We start from the raw sequence: 14308 nt of genomic DNA, 5'->3' as shown, positions 1-14308 counted from the left end.
CTGAACCCCGCTCACGTCCATCCGGACACCGAGCGCGCGAACCGGCCATCTCGGGACCAGGCGCGTCCTTCTCCCGTCTTTAGTCGCTATCGACCGCCGCATCCTCCTGCCTAGCATGGGAAAACCGGCACCGGATCCGGCCCGGGCATCCCCTGGCGATCCCGTTCCGGCCTTGACCGGCGACCCGTCGATCTTCCCTTTTCCTTGCAGTGGAAGGCACCCATGCGCATCCGAGGTCTCCTCACCGCACCGTCGTACGCGAACCGCACCCGGATCCGCGACACCTCGGGTGTCTAGCTCCGGCACCCCCGACGGACTCGGCGCGCAGCTGACCAGACTGGGCCTCGGCGACACCGCCGCGCGGATCTACGGCCGGATACTGGAAAGCGCGCCGGTGACCGCCGGGGAACTGGCGCGACGGTACGGCGACACCGGGACCGTCCAAACGGCACTGAAGGAACTGGCCGACGCCGGGCTGGCGGTGCCGTCCGGAGTGGACGGTACCGAGTTCCGCCCCGCGAACCCCGGCGAGGCGCTGGCCGCCCTGACCACGCGACGACAGGCCGAACTCCACGACGCGCGGCTCGCCGTCCAGACCGCGTACCACGCTTTCCGGCGCGCGCACGCGGACCTGCCGCACGCACAGGATCTGCTCGAAGTGGTCACCGGCGACGCCATCGTCCCCCGGCTCCGGCACCTCGCGACCATGGTGCGGCATCAGGTGCGCCGTCTCGATTCCCCGCCCTACTTCACCGGCGGCCACCGGAACCTCCTCGAGGAGGAGCAGCTGCGGCGCGGGATCACCTACCGTTGCGTCTACAGTGGAGCGTCGCTGGGCGACCCCGGCTACCTCGCGGAGAACATCCTGCCGTGCCTGCGGGCGGGCGAGAAGGCCCGGTTGCTGCCCGAACTCCCGGTGAAGCTGACACTCTTCGACGACCGGGCGGCCACCATCGCGCTGACCATCCGGGAGGCCGACCGCAACCAGTCCATCGTCATCGTGCGCCCGTGCAGCCTGTTTTCCGCGCTGGAAGGGCTGTTCGAAACCTCCTGGGCCGCGGCGCTCCCGCTCGGCCGGGAGGCACGGACGGCCGACCAGCCGATCCGGCCCATCGAACGCGAACTGCTGCTCCTGCTGGCCGCCGGGCGCAAGGACGACGAGATCGCCGCCGAACTCGGTGTCAGCAGGCGGACCCTGTTCCGCTACCTCGAATCCCTGATGGACCGCGCCGGTGTCTCCAGCCGGTTCCAGCTGGGGGTTTTCGCCGCGCACAACGGCTGGCTCTGACCCCGCCGTCCAGGGTTGCCTTTGTGTGGCACATCACACTCCCGGTACACCCGCTCACCACGTGGCCGTCTTCCCTTATGAGAGCACTTTCGGTGAAAAGTTCACCGGAAGCGTGGAGGGAGAGCACCATGAACCACACCGGCATCATCCGCACCGTGACCATCACCGGCCTCACCGCCGCGCTCGGCCTCGCCACCGTGGTCCCGGCTTGGGCAGGCCCGCTGAGCACCCCGCCGGCCGCCATACCGGCACCCGGCCCGGTCACCACCGTCGCCGATCTCGATGGCGACGGCGAGATCGAGACCGTCACCGCCCAGCTCACCGGGGACAACGACCAGGTCATCTCCGCGACCGTGCACGGCACCTTCACCTCGATCCACGTCGGCGCCGACAGCGCCTTCCCGCTTGAGGCCCCGCGCGTCACCGACCTCAACGGCGACGGCCGCGCCGAGCTGATCGTCGCCCAGTCCATCGGCGCCAACACCACCTTCTTCACCGCGCTGCACTACGACGGCCGCAACCTCGGCCAGGTCGTCGACGACAACGACAAGCCGCTCTCGATCGCCGAAGGCGGAGGCGTCGCGGCGCATCTCGGCTACCAGTGCGCCCCGCTCGAAGGCGGCGGACGCACCATCGAAACCGTGGCCGCCGAGGCCGACGACCTCAGCGCACCCGCCGACCGCATCACCTACAGCGGCAGCCGCACCGTCTACACCCTTCGCGACGGCGCCCTGACCATCCAGAACACCTTGCCGATCACCCGGCGCCCGGTGACCGACCCGGTCCTCGGCACCGACGCCGGCACCTGCGCCCAGACCGGAAGCTGATCCGCGAAAACAGGCCCGGCCGGAGTCCGGCCGGGCCTGTTTTCGCGTCGCCCTCACCCGGATGGGGTCACCCAGGGAGCCCACCCCCGCTGCGGCGGGCTCCCGGAGAGCGGAAGGTGATCTTGAAAGGAGGGCGGCATCATGGGGAATCACCGACAGCACAACGGCACCGTGTCACTCCGGATCGCCACCGTGGGGCTGCGGGTGTGCGCGGTCGTCGTGGCGATCGCGGCCTGCGCCTGGCTCGCGCTGTGGCTCGCGTTCGCCCTCTGAACCCGGAAAGCCGCTAGGCCGTATGGGTGGCGATCCAGTCCGCGATGACGTCGGCCCGGGACGTCGTCTCGATCCCGGCGTGGGGGCATCCCGGTCCGGTCGCTTCGATCGAGACCAGGGCGCCGCTCTTGTCGTCCGGGACGAAATAGGGCGCGCCCGAGTCGTACGTGCACGCGCTCGTCGTGATCGCCGGGGCCGCGCCGCGGACGCCCACCGTCGTCGGCGCGACTGTCGCCACCTGGACGCTGCCCTGCTGCATCCGCCCCGCGGGCACGGGGTTCGTACTGGTCAGGCTGCCCCAGCCCGCCAGGGTCAGGTGCTGGCCGACCTTCGGGAGCACGCGGCTCACCGTCACCGGCGGCACCGTGCTCACCGGGGTGTCCAGCCGGAGGAGGGCGACGTCGTTTTCCTTCGCCTGCAGCACTTCGGTCGCCTTGCGGGCCACGCCTGATTCGACCGCCTCGTCGACAAGGCCCAGCGTCACCGTTGTCGGATACGGCATCTTGCCCGAGACCCGCTTGCGGTGCGCGTCGTGGAAGCAGTGTCCGGTGGTGACGACCCAGCCGGGCGCGACCAGCGCGCCGGTGCAGAAACTGCTGTAGGTCGAACCGTCGGGGCGGGGGATCTTCGTCATCGCGAGCTTCGCGACGAACCCGAACCGCCCCGGTGGGACATCGGAACCGTGGGCGACGTCCGGCGCGGCGAGCGCGGCCGGAGCGGTGATGATGGTCAGGACAGCAGCGGCCAGCAGGGCGCGCAGACGCAATTTCTTACCCTTCGTCGATGAGGTGATCCGAGGCTAGGACGCCCTTCCGACAAGGGGAATTCCCCGACCAGGTGTCACCCGATGGCACGCCGGACGTCGACGGGTTCACCGCGGCGGGCGAGCCAGCGACGGTAGGGGTGGCTGCTGTCGGTGTCGGATCGATAGGCCGCCTCGGCCGCGGTGATCAAGGCGGCGCTGTTCCCGCCGAAGGCGCCTTCGGTGTTCCAGGCGATCAGATACCGCATCCACAGCGGATCCCCGGTGAGGGACCGGATCGCGATCCCGGGCGTGCCGGGAAAGGTGACCTGGCACGGGGAGATCGCCCGGCCGGCCGCGATCAGGCGTTGCAGCGGACGGAGTTCCGTGCTCCGGTGCGCCACCCTCGGCCGGAAACCCGCGCGTGCACAGGCTTCCTCGAAACATTCCGGCCAGCCGGCGCCGTCGGACGGCCCGAGCACCCACCGTTCGGCCGCGAGATCGGCCAGGTCGATTTCGGTGCCGTGGGCGGCCGGATGATCCGCGGCGATCGCCACGAACACCGGTTGCGCGGCCAGCGGGCGCAGCGCCACCCCCGGCGCGGCGCGCAGGACGTGCCCGGGATAGTCGGCGACGACGGCGGCGTCGAGCTGACCGCCCGCGACGAGATCCAGCAGCCGCGAGGGCGAGAACTCCGTCGTCACCGAAACCGCTTGCGCCCGGCCGGAATCCCCGAGCCGGTCCGCCAGCTCGACGACCATCGAACCGCCGATCCCGCCCAGCGCCACCGGACGCTCGTCCCCGTCCGCCAGCCAGCGCGCCGCGTCCCGGTGCATCGTGTCCGCCGCGGCGAGGACCGCCCGCGCGCGGGCGAGGACGCATTCGCCGAACGCCGTCGGGACGACTCCTTCCCGGCTACGGACGAACAACGTTCCGCCGAACGCGCGCTCGATCCGTTGCACGGCGGCGGTCAGCGCGGGCTGGGTGCTGCCGATGCCGATCGCCGCGCGCGTGATGCTGCCCGCGTCGGCGACGGCGCACACCACCCGGAGATGACGTAACTCGACGTCCATCACGCGGACCTTATGGCCACTTGGGATGTGCCGGAAGCCGTCGAAAGTCGGGATCGTTTTTCGTACTCCTCTTTCTCCCCTCCCCGCAAGGAGTACGCATGCGACGCGCAGGTCTCATGTTCGCGCTGACCACCACCCTCGTCGCCGGACTCGTCCCCGCGACGGCGTCGGCGGCCCCGGTCCCCCGGTTCACGACCTCGATGGAGGCCTTCGAACCCGGGGGAACCATCACCCGGGTGGACGTCAGCCGCCCCGCTTCGGACAGAACCGCGTTACCGCAACAGATCGCGAACGCCGTCGCGGTGACCCCGATCGAAACCAACGGCCCCAGCGAGACCACCTTCGATCTGGTCTTCGTCGGCGACGGCTACACCTCCTCGCAGCTGGGCACGTACTCGCAGCACGTCCGTTCCAGCGTCGCGGCGCTGTTCGCCATCGAGCCGTACAAGAGCTACCGCAAGCAGTTCAACCTCTGGCAGGTCGACGTCGTCTCCGCCCAGTCCGGCGTCACGAACGACCCGACCCAGGGCATCCGGCGCAACACCGCCCTCGGCGCCTACTTCTGGTGCGGCGGTATCGAACGGCTGTTGTGTGTCAACGAAACCAAGGCGAAGCAGTACGCCGCGGCCGCGCCGGACGTCGATCAGGTCATCGCACTGGCGAACACCACCAAGTACGGCGGCGCGGGCGGCGAGGTCGCGACCTCTTCGGGTGGCAACGCCCAGGCCAGCCAGATCGTCGCCCACGAACTCGGCCATTCCATCGGCGGACTCGCCGACGAATACGACTACGGCACCTGCGAAACCCGCGAACCCCGGGAGCCCAACGCGACCGCCCTCACGGCCTCGCAGATGAAGGACCGCCGGGCCAAGTGGTACGCCTGGCTCGGCAAGCCCTCCCCCGACGGCGGCACGGTCGGCGCCTTCGAGGGCTCCCGCTACTGCAAGACCGGGATGTACCGGCCCAGCGTGAACTCGCTCATGCGCACGCTCGGGCAGCCCTTCAACCCGCCGAGCACCGACGCGATGATCGCGGGCTTCCACCGCGAAGCCGCCGCCCGGCACTGATCCCCGTCATGGTTTCCGGACCGGGCCGCCGGCGTGGTCGGCGAGCCCGGTCGCCATGTCCCGCATGAACCGGCGGAGGTACCACCGGAAGAACAACGCCTTGCCCCGGCCGACGCGATACGTTCCGTGCCACCGGATCTGTGTCCCGCCACCGGAGGTCTCGCGGAGATCGACGGCGGCCTGATAGTCGGTCATCACCGGCACGTCCACCCCCTCGTAGGCGAACCGGCGTTCGGGGTCGAGTGCGGTGATCCGCTCCTTGGTGACCGTCTTGCCGGTACGGAAGGCGCGGATCGCGCCGACGTCGTCGCGGCCGTCGGCGGAGATCCCTTGTGACGCACCCATTTCCAGGGAGCCGACCGGCGACCAGTCCGGCCAGCTGCGGGCGTCCAGCAACAGTGCCCACACCGCGGCGGGCGATGCCGTCGATTCGGCGGTGACGTCGTACGACTGCGTTCCAGAACTACTCACCAGGCCACCCTAGAAACGGGGCGGGCGCGGTCACCAGACGTGAGATTGCGGGGCGATGGTCAGGAATTGCGGTACTCCGAGGGGCGCGATCCGGTGTGCCGCAGGAATGCGGCCGAAAGGGCGCCGGGAGTGGCGAACCCGCATCTCGGCGCGATCCGGGCGACCGGAAGGTCGGTGTCGCGCAGCAACCGTTGCGCCTCTTCCATCCGGAGCCGGGCGAGGAACCGGTGCGGTGTCTCGCCGGTCTTCTCCTTGAAGACGCGGATGAAGTGGTAGACGCTCAGATGCACTTCCCCGGCGATTTCGGCCAGGCTGAGCGGATCGGCCAGCCGTTCGCGCATCATCGCCACGGCCGCGCGGACGCGATCGTCCTCCCGCCCCGCGTCCGGCGGCGCCGGTTTCCGCCCGTGCCGGGTGAGCAGATGCACGGTGAGGAAGGCGGCCGCGGCTTCCGCGTACAGATCGTCTTCCCCGCCCGCGTTCCCGAGTGCCCGGACGAGTTCGACGAGCAGCGGGTCTCCCCCGGCCAGGGAGACCGCCATCGCCTCGTGATCCACCGCTCGGCCGCCCAGCCGGGCCGCGACCGACTCCACCGTGGGGCCGGGGATGTGCACCTGAAGGCTGCGCATCGACTCGTCCCCGCGGTAGCGGTGCACCACCGGCCTGCCGGGGACCGTCAGCGTGAGCCGTCCCGGTCCCCAGTGGTAGCGGTCCCACCGCCCTTCGCCGCGGCTCTCCATCACCGCCCGGCCCGAGAGCGCGAGGACGAGATGGAGATCCGCGGTGGCGGGCAGCTCCATCTCGTCGGCGACGGGGACGTGGTCGAAGCGCTGGACCAGCAGCGACTGCCAGCCGGAATCCTGCCAGCTGCAGAAGGTCCGGTGGACGTAGCGGGACATGTCGAAACCCGCGTACGGCTGGAGGTCGAAACGTTCGGAGTCGAACACCACGACTTCGAGGCTAGCCGAGCAGCTCCTTCACCCGCGGGACGACCTGCTCGCCGTAAAGCCGGATCGACTCCATCCGCTGCTCGTGCGGAAGCGCGCCCGCGCCATATTTGAGCTGGAACCGCGACAGGCCGAGGGTCCGCACCGCCCACGCGATCTTCTGAGCGACAGTCTCGACGGAACCGACGAACAACGCGCCGCGCGGCCCGGCCATGGCGTCGTAGTCCGCGCGGGACATCGGGCCCCAGCCCCGCTCGGCGCCGATCTTGGCGAAGGCGGCCTGGTGGTGCGGAAAGTGCTGAGCCACCGCGAGTTCGTCGGTCGCGGCGACATGTCCCGGGCTGTGCATGGAGATCGGCAGCTCCGCGTGGCCCGCCTCCTTGAGGGCACGCCGGTAGAGATCGGCCAGCGGGGTGAAGCGCTCCGGCGATCCGCCGATCACCGCCATCACCAGGGGAAGGCCGTACGCGGCCGCGCGGACCACCGACTGCGGGGTGCCGCCGACGCCGACCCAGGCGGGCAGGCTGCCCGATTCGGTGACCGGGAAGGCCCGCGCGCCCTCCAGGGCGGGACGGACGGTCCCGGTCCAGTCGACCGGTTTCTCCTTCTGCAGGTGGGTGAACAGATCGAGTTTCTCGGCGAACAGCGCTTCGTAGTCATCGAGCGAATAGCCGAACAGCGGGAACGACTCGGTGAACGAGCCCCGGCCGAGCGTGACCTCGGCCCGTCCCCGGGAGACCGCGTCGAGCGTGGCGAACCGCTCGTACACCCGCACCGGGTCGTCCGAGCTGAGCACGGTGACAGCGGTGCCCAGCCGGATCCGTTCGGTCCGGCCGGCGATCGCGGCCAGGACGACGTCCGGTGAGGAGACCGCCATCTCCGTGCGGTGATGCTCACCGACGCCGAAGTAGTCCACCCCGGTCTGGTCGGCGAGCACGCCCTCGGCCACGACCTGCCGGATCGCCTCCGCCTGGCTCACCGGCTGGCCGTCGGCGCCGTTCTCCACGTCGCCGAAGGTGTCCAGGCCGAACGACGGTTCCCGCCGGGTGCCCAAGATCTCGTACCCCATGGTCCAACTCCTCAAAGTAGTTGAACGCTCAAACGTGTGCTCCGGCGATCCTATTCCGACGGCCGCGAGCACTCACCCGCCGGCGATGTCACGCGCCAGCTGCCGGGCCTCGGGCAGGGTGAACTTGCCGGTGATCTGGGTTTCCCCGCCGGTGATGGCCGACTGGATCGTCGGCGCGGTGAGCACACGGCTCTTGAGCACCATCGCGACCTGCTTGCCGACGTTCGCCGCGGTCCAGTCGCTCCACGTCCGCGCACCCGCGTCGGTGAAGCTGAGCCCGATGATCGCGCCGCCGGATTGCTGATCGAGCCGCGCGATCGCCTGGCTGATGTCCGCTCCGGTGAGGAAGGCCGGGCCGAGCACGTATTTCGTGCCCTGAACCCGGTCACAACCGACCAGCGGGAGCGCCGGATCGTCGCGGCCGTCCAAGGGGTCCGGCCCCGGCGAGCAGTCGAGCGCCGCCGCGGCGGCCTGTTGCTCGGCGGGATCCGTGCTCTGGCGGTTCGCCGCCGAGCCGGTCGGCGGGCCCGGCGGCAGCTCGGTCAGCACCGGCCGGAACCGCAGCCGGGAGCCGTCTTTGACGACGAAACTGTCGCCTTCCGGTTCGGCTTGACCGGAAACCCCGCCCTGGCAACCGGTGACACCGAGCAGGACGACGGTCACCGCGACGCAAAGTTTTCGCACGGGGACATTCTGTCGGGTTCGGCGTCCGAGCGGGGGCGAATCTCGTCGCCGCCGGACCTCACTTGACGGTCGGAAAATCACCCAGATCGATCTAGCCCGCGTCATCACATCGGGTGTTTGATTACTCACAGAACGTCGTCGCTCGACGCTTTGGGGGCCTGCTCATGTCCTTCCGATGGGTGATCCGACTCTTTCCGGTGATGCTGCTCGCGGCCACGGTGACGATCGCAGTCCCCGCCCCGGCGAGCGCGGCCCCGGCGTCCTTCCCGCCGCTGGCGAAGGTCTGGCCGACGCCTCAGCAGGTGACGCCACGGCCGGGACAGGTGACCGTCCCGCGCACCGTCGTCGAGGTCGTCGGCCGGGACACCGATCCGTTCGCGCTCGCCGTCGTGGACCAGGTCCTCCGATCGGCCGGTGCGGCCACCATCGTCAAGCTCACCGGCGACGATCAGGCCACCGTCGACCGGGAACGCGGCGACGGCGGGCTCGTGGTCTTCGTCGGCGGTCCCACCGAGAGCAGGGCGACCGCCCTCGCCCTGGCCGCGCTCCGGGTGAACGGCCCGGAAGGTCTGCCCGGCGGCGGATACGTGCTCGCCGCCGACCGCGGCGTGATCGCGCTGTCCGGTGTGGACACCACGGGGACGTTCTACGCCGCTCATTCGCTTCGCCAGCTCCTCGCTTCCGGCAAAAGCCGCGCGTTCGCCATCCGGGACTGGCCGGCCGCACCCCTGCGCGGGGTGATCGAAGGTTTCTACGGTGCGCCGTGGTCCCACGCCGATCGGTTGGCGCAGCTGGACTTCTACGGCCGGACCAAGCAGAACATGTACGTCTACTCGCCCAAGGACGACCCGTTCCTGCGCGCCCGCTGGCGCGATCAGTATCCGCCGGAACAACTCGCGCTGCTCTCCCAGCTGGTCAGCCGCGCGACCGCGAACCACGTCGAATTCACCTATGCCCTCTCCCCCGGCCTTTCGGTGTGCTACTCCTCGGACGCCGACAAGGCCGCGCTGGTCACGAAGTTCCAGTCGCTGTGGGACATCGGGGTGCGATCGTTCGCGATCCCGCTCGACGACATCTCCTACACCCGCTGGAACTGCGACGCCGACGGCGCCAAATTCGGCACCGGCGGCGCGGCGGCGGGTGCGGCGCAAGCCTTTCTCCTCAACCGGGTGCAACAGGACTTCATCGCAGCCCATCCCGGAGCCGAGCGGCTGCAGACCGTCCCGACGGAGTACTACGACCTCGCCGACTCGCCCTACAAGACCGCATTGCGCACCCAGCTCGACAAAGCGGTGATCGTGGAGTGGACCGGTGTCGGCGTGATCGCCGGGCGGATCACCGAAAAGGAAGCCCGGCAGGCCAAGGAGGTCTTCGGGCACGACATCCTGATCTGGGACAACTACCCGGTCAACGACTACATCACCGAACGCCTGCTGCTCGGCCCGTACATCGGACGCGAACCCGGGGTCGCGAAATACCTGTCCGGGATCACCGCGAACCCCATGGTGCAGGCCGAGGCCTCCAAAATCGCCGAATTCACTTCGGGTGACTTTCTGTGGAACCCGGACCGCTACGACCCCGACGCATCGTGGCTCGCCGCGATCGCCGACCTCGCCGGACCGGCGGCAGCCGCGCTGAAGGTGTTCGCGGAGAACAACTATTCGAGTCTGCTCGTCCGCCTCGAAACCGGGAAGCCAGATCTGGACTCCCCGGTCCTGCGTCCGCTGCTCACCGCGTTCTGGTCCGCGCTGGAGAACGAGAATCCCCGGGACGCGGCGGCGAACCTGAGCCGCTATCTGACCGCGATGTCCACCGCTCCCGGCGAGCTGCGACGCGGAATGGCCTCGAACCCGAAGTTCCTCGCCGAGACCGCGCCGTGGCTCGACCAGGTGGGACTCTACGGACAGGCGGGCGATCACGCGGTGAAGATGCTGCTGGCACAGTTCGACGGCGACGGCGCGAAGGCCTGGGCCGAGCGTGGGGAACTCGTGACCGCGCTCAAGAAGGCGCGGGCGATCCGCGTCGAAACCTCCAGGGGGCCGCGTAATCCGAGCACCTGCACCGACGTCTGCGTGCCGTTCCTGAACAGCGCGCTGGCCACCGCCGACCGCTGGTTCGGCCTGCCCGGGCTCCGGCCACAGCCGACGACGTCGCTGGGCACGTACACCGATCACCTGCCCGAGCGGATGGTCGACGGAGACCCCGCCACCTACTACTGGAGCGACCGCGCGCCGCGATCCGGCGACGCCGTCGGCATCGACCTCGGGACGGCTCAACCGGTGTCCCATGTGGACATCGCGATGGGCAAGCCGACCAGCCCCGACGACTTCGTCCACGACGGCGTCCTCGAGTATTCGGCCGACGGCGAGCACTGGACCGTGGTGAAGACGGTCACGGAACCCGTGATCTCGGCGGACCTCCCGGACGGCGCCAAGGCGCGGCACGTCCGCGTCCGGTCGGCCGGGACCCAGATCTTCTGGCTGGTGGTCCGGGAATTCACCGTGTCCACACCGGACAGCCCTCGATACACGGTCACCGGGACACCGGCGGGACCGAACCTCGCCGCGGCCGCCGACAACAACGCCGATTCGGTCTACGCGGCGGCTTCCCCGCCGGCGCCCGGTGACGCGCTCGTCGTCACGGCCGCCACGCCGAAACCGCTGCGCAAGGTCGTCGTCCTGGCGGCGGAAACCGGCGCGGGCGCCGACGTCCAGATCGCGGACGCGGCGGGTGGCTGGCACACGATCGGCAGGATGGACGGCGGCTACACGGAATTGCCGGCCCAGGATGCCGTGACCGATCGCGTCCGGCTGCTGTGGTCGCCGGGAAGTGTGGCGCCGAGGATCGCGGAGGTCATTCCGGCCTTCACGGGGTAGGCCGGGTCAGTCCACCGCGACGGTGATGGCCGCCGTGTGCACCCGCCCGCCGTGCGAGAACTCCAGGAACAGCCGGTACTCGCCGCGGTCCGAGAACAGGGCGTGAAAGGTCAGCTCGCCGTTGACCAGGCGCGCGCCGAGTGGCTGCGCGGGATGCAGATGCGTGGCCGACAGCAGCATGGTGTGGAACCCGGTCAGGTGGCCGTTGGCCCCGAGATGCGGGTCGACCGCCGTGATCAGCGCGCCGTCGGGACCGCGGAGGGCGAACCGGATGACCTGCGCCCGCAGGGGCGAGATCCGTTCCGCCGCGTCCACCCGCGCGACCCGGTATCCCGTGGCGGTCACGGTTTCCCCGGCAGGAGCGGGCACCGGTACGAAGGTCGTGTCACCGGGCACGGTGAACGGGACACCGAGCACCACCGGATGCCGGGGATCCTTGGTGTCGAGCGGGACGAACTCGGCGAACATCCGGTAGGCGCCGCCGTCGGTCAGCGCGAGACTGGTGTGCCAGGTGTCCCCGTCCAGTGTCGGATGCACGTGCTGGAAGACGTTCATGTCGTCGCGCACGGCGAAGAAGTGCATCTGTTTGGTCTGGTTGTCCAGGAAGCGGGTGACCGGCCGCCCGTCCGGGCCGAGGATCCGGAACGCGACCGGTACCTCGGGCCCGCGGACGGCGGGAGTCGTGATCCGCTCGAACCGGTACCCGCTTTCCGCCTCGGACAGACCGTCGCTGTGCGCGGCGGGAACCAGATCCGCCGTGACCACCGGCCGATGTGCCGAATGGTCGGCGCCCGGCGTCGGTCGGAGCGCCACGAACACCGCGGCCGCCCCGATCACGAGAGCCAGTGCGAGGAACAACCAATCCGTGAACCGGGGTTTGCGCACGACCGCTCCAGCCCGCCCCGCCGGTTACCGCCCGGCGGTGGTGAAAGTGGGCTTCACCACGACCAGGCCCTGTTCGATCCCGTTGACGATGACGATTCCGCTGGAGAAGTAGGGATAGTTGCTCCACGCGCCGTTGAAGTTCGCCGCGTTGCCCGACGGGTAGATGTCGAAGTAGCCGACCTCGGACAACTGGGCCGAAGCGACTCCGCTGACGTCCAGGATGCGCAGGCCCGCCTGGTAGTTCGCCTGGTAGGAATAGCGTCCCTTGATGTACTGGTTGTGGTCGATCGCGGTGGCGGGCGAGTTGTAGACGCCGGTGTGCACGGGAGCGGAAAGCTTGGCCAGGTCCCAGACATAGGTCTTGGTGCGCTTGTCGGTGCCGCGCGACTCGTCCAGTTCGTCGTCCAGCAGGAAGTACCGCTGGTCGTCGGTCAGCCAGCCCTGGTGCGAGTACTGCGCGCCCGAGTAGCCCTTGCGCGAGATCTGGACCGGCCTGGCCTTGTCGGTGACGTCGACGATGGTCAACGTGTCCTCGTTGGCGTTGAAGCAGATTTCCTTGCCGCGGTAGGCCGCGTCCGGTCCGCGGTAGACGACGCACTGCGTGTCGTGGGTGTAGCCGTCCTGCGAGACGCATCCGGCCTTGACCGGGGCCTTCGGGCTCTGGATGTTGACGATATGCGGTCCGCCGCTGCAGGTGTTGGAGCCGATCGCGTAGGCGAAACCGGTCTCTTCGTTGATCGCGATATTGTGCGCGGGGCCGAAACCCTTGTACAGCGTGTCGGCGGTGAAGGTCTGCGGTGTGGTGACCGTGCGCAGGCGGGTCAGGTCGAACACCTGCATGCCGTGCCCGCTGATGAAGTCGGCCACGATGAAGGCGTGGTTCTTGTACACCTTCATGTCCCGCCACGAACTGCTGCCGCCGTTGGACGGCAGGTTGCCGAGGAACTTCGGCGAGGTCGGGGTGCTCAAATCGACGAACGCGGTACCGTTGGTCCGCCCGACGATGGCGTATTCCTTACCGGACACCGGATCGGTCCAGCCCCAGATGTCGTTGCCGTTCCCGCCGCCGAGTCCGGACAACGGAAGCACACTGAGCAGATCCACGTTCTTGCACGGGTAGATGTCGGCCTTGCCGTTGACACACGGCACACCCGCCGCGGTCCCGGTGACGGCATGCCGCTCGGCCGGAATGTGGTCGGCCATGAAGGTCCTGGCCGCCGCCTGCCCCTCCGCCGTGTCGGGGTCGTGCGCGGACGCCGCCGTCATGGACAGCACCAGCGCGGAGGCCGTCAACACGGCCAATCCCATCATGCGCACGATCTTCATCAGGCGCGCTCCTCACAGGAGAGTCCGGACCGCCGAGACGACCAGGAGCAGGGGTTTCCGATCGGTCTTCGACGATAGAAGCGGGGGGCCTCGACGTATCCCTCCGAAGGTCTGGCGCTTTTAACCGTTTTGCCGGAGCGAGACGACGCTTCGCCGCCTTAGGGCCCTGACAGATCGTTCTTGGGGTGTGGTTGATGCCGTTGATCCACGCGATGTCGCCGGTGCGGGCCTCCGTGGACGGCCCGCCGCCGACCACGACAAGTTCCGGATGTTTGTCCGCGCTGCGGGAATCGCGCTTCTCCGTCACCCCGAGGCAAGAGCAAAGCTCTCGTCTCGGTATTCACCGCTGGTTCGTCGAAGGTGCCTTCGCCTTGCGCGCAACGGTTCCCGGCGTTACTTCCTCGCCCTCGGCTGCGCCATCATCTGCTGGCACAGACTCTGCGGTTCCAGGTGTGGGCGTGCCGAGGGGCCCGTCGCCGGTGTGGCTGGCGGGCTCCTCGGGTGGTGCAGGGTTAGGCGGCGCGGTGGAGGGTGTTGCGCCGGGTTCTTCGGAGCGGGTCCAGATACTGGGGCGGGATGAACTCGGGGAGGCCGTCGGCGGCCATGCGGACTTGCCAGTCGCCGTGGTGGATCAACCGGTGATGGAAACCGCACAGCAACGTGAGATTCCGCAGGTCAGTAGGTCCGCCGTCTGCCCAGTGATGGATGTGGTGGGCGTTGAGCTTGCCCCGGTCCGGCGGACACCGTCAGAGTGGTCTTAGCGACCACGGAGAGGTGTCC

The 14308-nt window shown here is 69.3% G+C and carries 13 protein-coding genes and 1 pseudogene; 5 read left to right on the top strand and 9 right to left on the bottom strand.

The window, feature by feature from the left end; genetic code table 11:
• The first annotated feature begins 289 nt into the window (after positions 1–289).
• The 3 genes from L324_RS26930 to L324_RS43915 all read left to right on the top strand — a co-directional run bounded on the left by L324_RS26930 (position 290) and on the right by L324_RS43915 (position 2388).
• Positions 290–1288 carry a LuxR C-terminal-related transcriptional regulator gene (locus L324_RS26930; protein ID WP_037314563.1) on the top strand — a complete coding sequence of 333 codons (999 nt, stop codon included), beginning with the start codon at positions 290–292 and terminating at the stop codon, positions 1286–1288.
• Between the two features lie 128 nt (positions 1289–1416).
• Positions 1417–2115 carry a hypothetical protein gene (locus tag L324_RS26925; RefSeq protein WP_037314560.1) on the top strand — a complete coding sequence of 233 codons (699 nt, stop codon included), beginning with the start codon at positions 1417–1419 and terminating at the stop codon, positions 2113–2115.
• 141 nt (positions 2116–2256) lie between these two features.
• Complete coding sequence (locus L324_RS43915; protein WP_268871960.1) at positions 2257–2388, top strand: hypothetical protein; 132 nt, start codon at positions 2257–2259, stop codon at positions 2386–2388.
• 13 nt (positions 2389–2401) lie between these two features.
• On the opposite strand, the gene L324_RS26920 is transcribed toward L324_RS43915, so the two are convergent.
• Together L324_RS26920 and L324_RS26915 are read right to left on the bottom strand one after the other, a co-directional pair.
• Entirely contained in the window at positions 2402–3154 is a 753-nt protein-coding gene (locus L324_RS26920; RefSeq protein WP_037314557.1) for a S1 family peptidase, read from the bottom strand.
• Positions 3155–3228: 74 nt separating this feature from the next.
• Positions 3229–4203, bottom strand: coding sequence for a LysR family transcriptional regulator (locus L324_RS26915; protein WP_037314554.1), 975 nt, complete (start codon positions 4201–4203; stop codon positions 3229–3231).
• A gap of 98 nt (positions 4204–4301) precedes the next feature.
• Here L324_RS26915 and L324_RS26910 point away from each other — a divergent pair, with 98 nt between their 5' ends.
• Positions 4302–5270 carry a M64 family metallopeptidase gene (locus L324_RS26910; protein WP_037314551.1) on the top strand — a complete coding sequence of 323 codons (969 nt, stop codon included), beginning with the start codon at positions 4302–4304 and terminating at the stop codon, positions 5268–5270.
• Between the two features lie 6 nt (positions 5271–5276).
• Here the strand turns inward: L324_RS26910 and L324_RS26905 are convergent, their stop codons facing one another.
• The 4 genes from L324_RS26905 to L324_RS26890 all read right to left on the bottom strand — a co-directional run bounded on the left by L324_RS26905 (position 5277) and on the right by L324_RS26890 (position 8441).
• A complete protein-coding gene (locus L324_RS26905; RefSeq protein ID WP_037314547.1) occupies positions 5277–5741 on the bottom strand; it encodes an SRPBCC family protein in 465 nt (154 codons plus the stop codon).
• A 59-nt stretch (positions 5742–5800) separates the two neighbouring features.
• A complete protein-coding gene (locus L324_RS26900; protein ID WP_037314544.1) occupies positions 5801–6691 on the bottom strand; it encodes an AraC family transcriptional regulator in 891 nt (296 codons plus the stop codon).
• A gap of 10 nt (positions 6692–6701) precedes the next feature.
• Entirely contained in the window at positions 6702–7757 is a 1056-nt protein-coding gene (locus tag L324_RS26895) for an LLM class flavin-dependent oxidoreductase (RefSeq protein WP_037314541.1), read from the bottom strand.
• Positions 7758–7829: 72 nt separating this feature from the next.
• Positions 7830–8441 carry a SecDF P1 head subdomain-containing protein gene (locus L324_RS26890; RefSeq protein ID WP_037314538.1) on the bottom strand — a complete coding sequence of 204 codons (612 nt, stop codon included), beginning with the start codon at positions 8439–8441 and terminating at the stop codon, positions 7830–7832.
• A gap of 179 nt (positions 8442–8620) precedes the next feature.
• Here L324_RS26890 and L324_RS26885 point away from each other — a divergent pair, with 179 nt between their 5' ends.
• Positions 8621–11317, top strand: a complete 2697-nt coding sequence (locus L324_RS26885) for a glycoside hydrolase family 84 protein (RefSeq protein ID WP_235783665.1) — start codon at positions 8621–8623, stop codon at positions 11315–11317.
• Positions 11318–11323: 6 nt separating this feature from the next.
• Here the strand turns inward: L324_RS26885 and L324_RS26880 are convergent, their stop codons facing one another.
• From L324_RS26880 to L324_RS41755, 3 genes and pseudogenes are all read right to left on the bottom strand, one after another.
• The gene (locus tag L324_RS26880; RefSeq protein WP_037314535.1) at positions 11324–12202 is read right to left on the bottom strand and encodes a DUF8832 domain-containing protein; all 879 of its coding nucleotides are present in this window, start codon (positions 12200–12202) and stop codon (positions 11324–11326) included.
• A gap of 24 nt (positions 12203–12226) precedes the next feature.
• Entirely contained in the window at positions 12227–13528 is a 1302-nt protein-coding gene (locus tag L324_RS26875) for a choice-of-anchor B family protein (protein WP_037314532.1), read from the bottom strand.
• Positions 13529–14040: 512 nt separating this feature from the next.
• Positions 14041–14247: pseudogene (locus L324_RS41755) on the bottom strand (HNH endonuclease signature motif containing protein); the annotation flags it as partial.
• Positions 14248–14308 lie beyond the last annotated feature (61 nt).

The sequence above is a fragment of the Amycolatopsis orientalis DSM 40040 = KCTC 9412 genome (assembly GCF_000478275.1).
Lineage (GTDB): Bacteria > Actinomycetota > Actinomycetes > Mycobacteriales > Pseudonocardiaceae > Amycolatopsis > Amycolatopsis orientalis.
The sequence above is the reverse complement of the archived record's forward strand: the minus strand, read 5'-3'. Positions and strand labels throughout refer to the sequence as shown.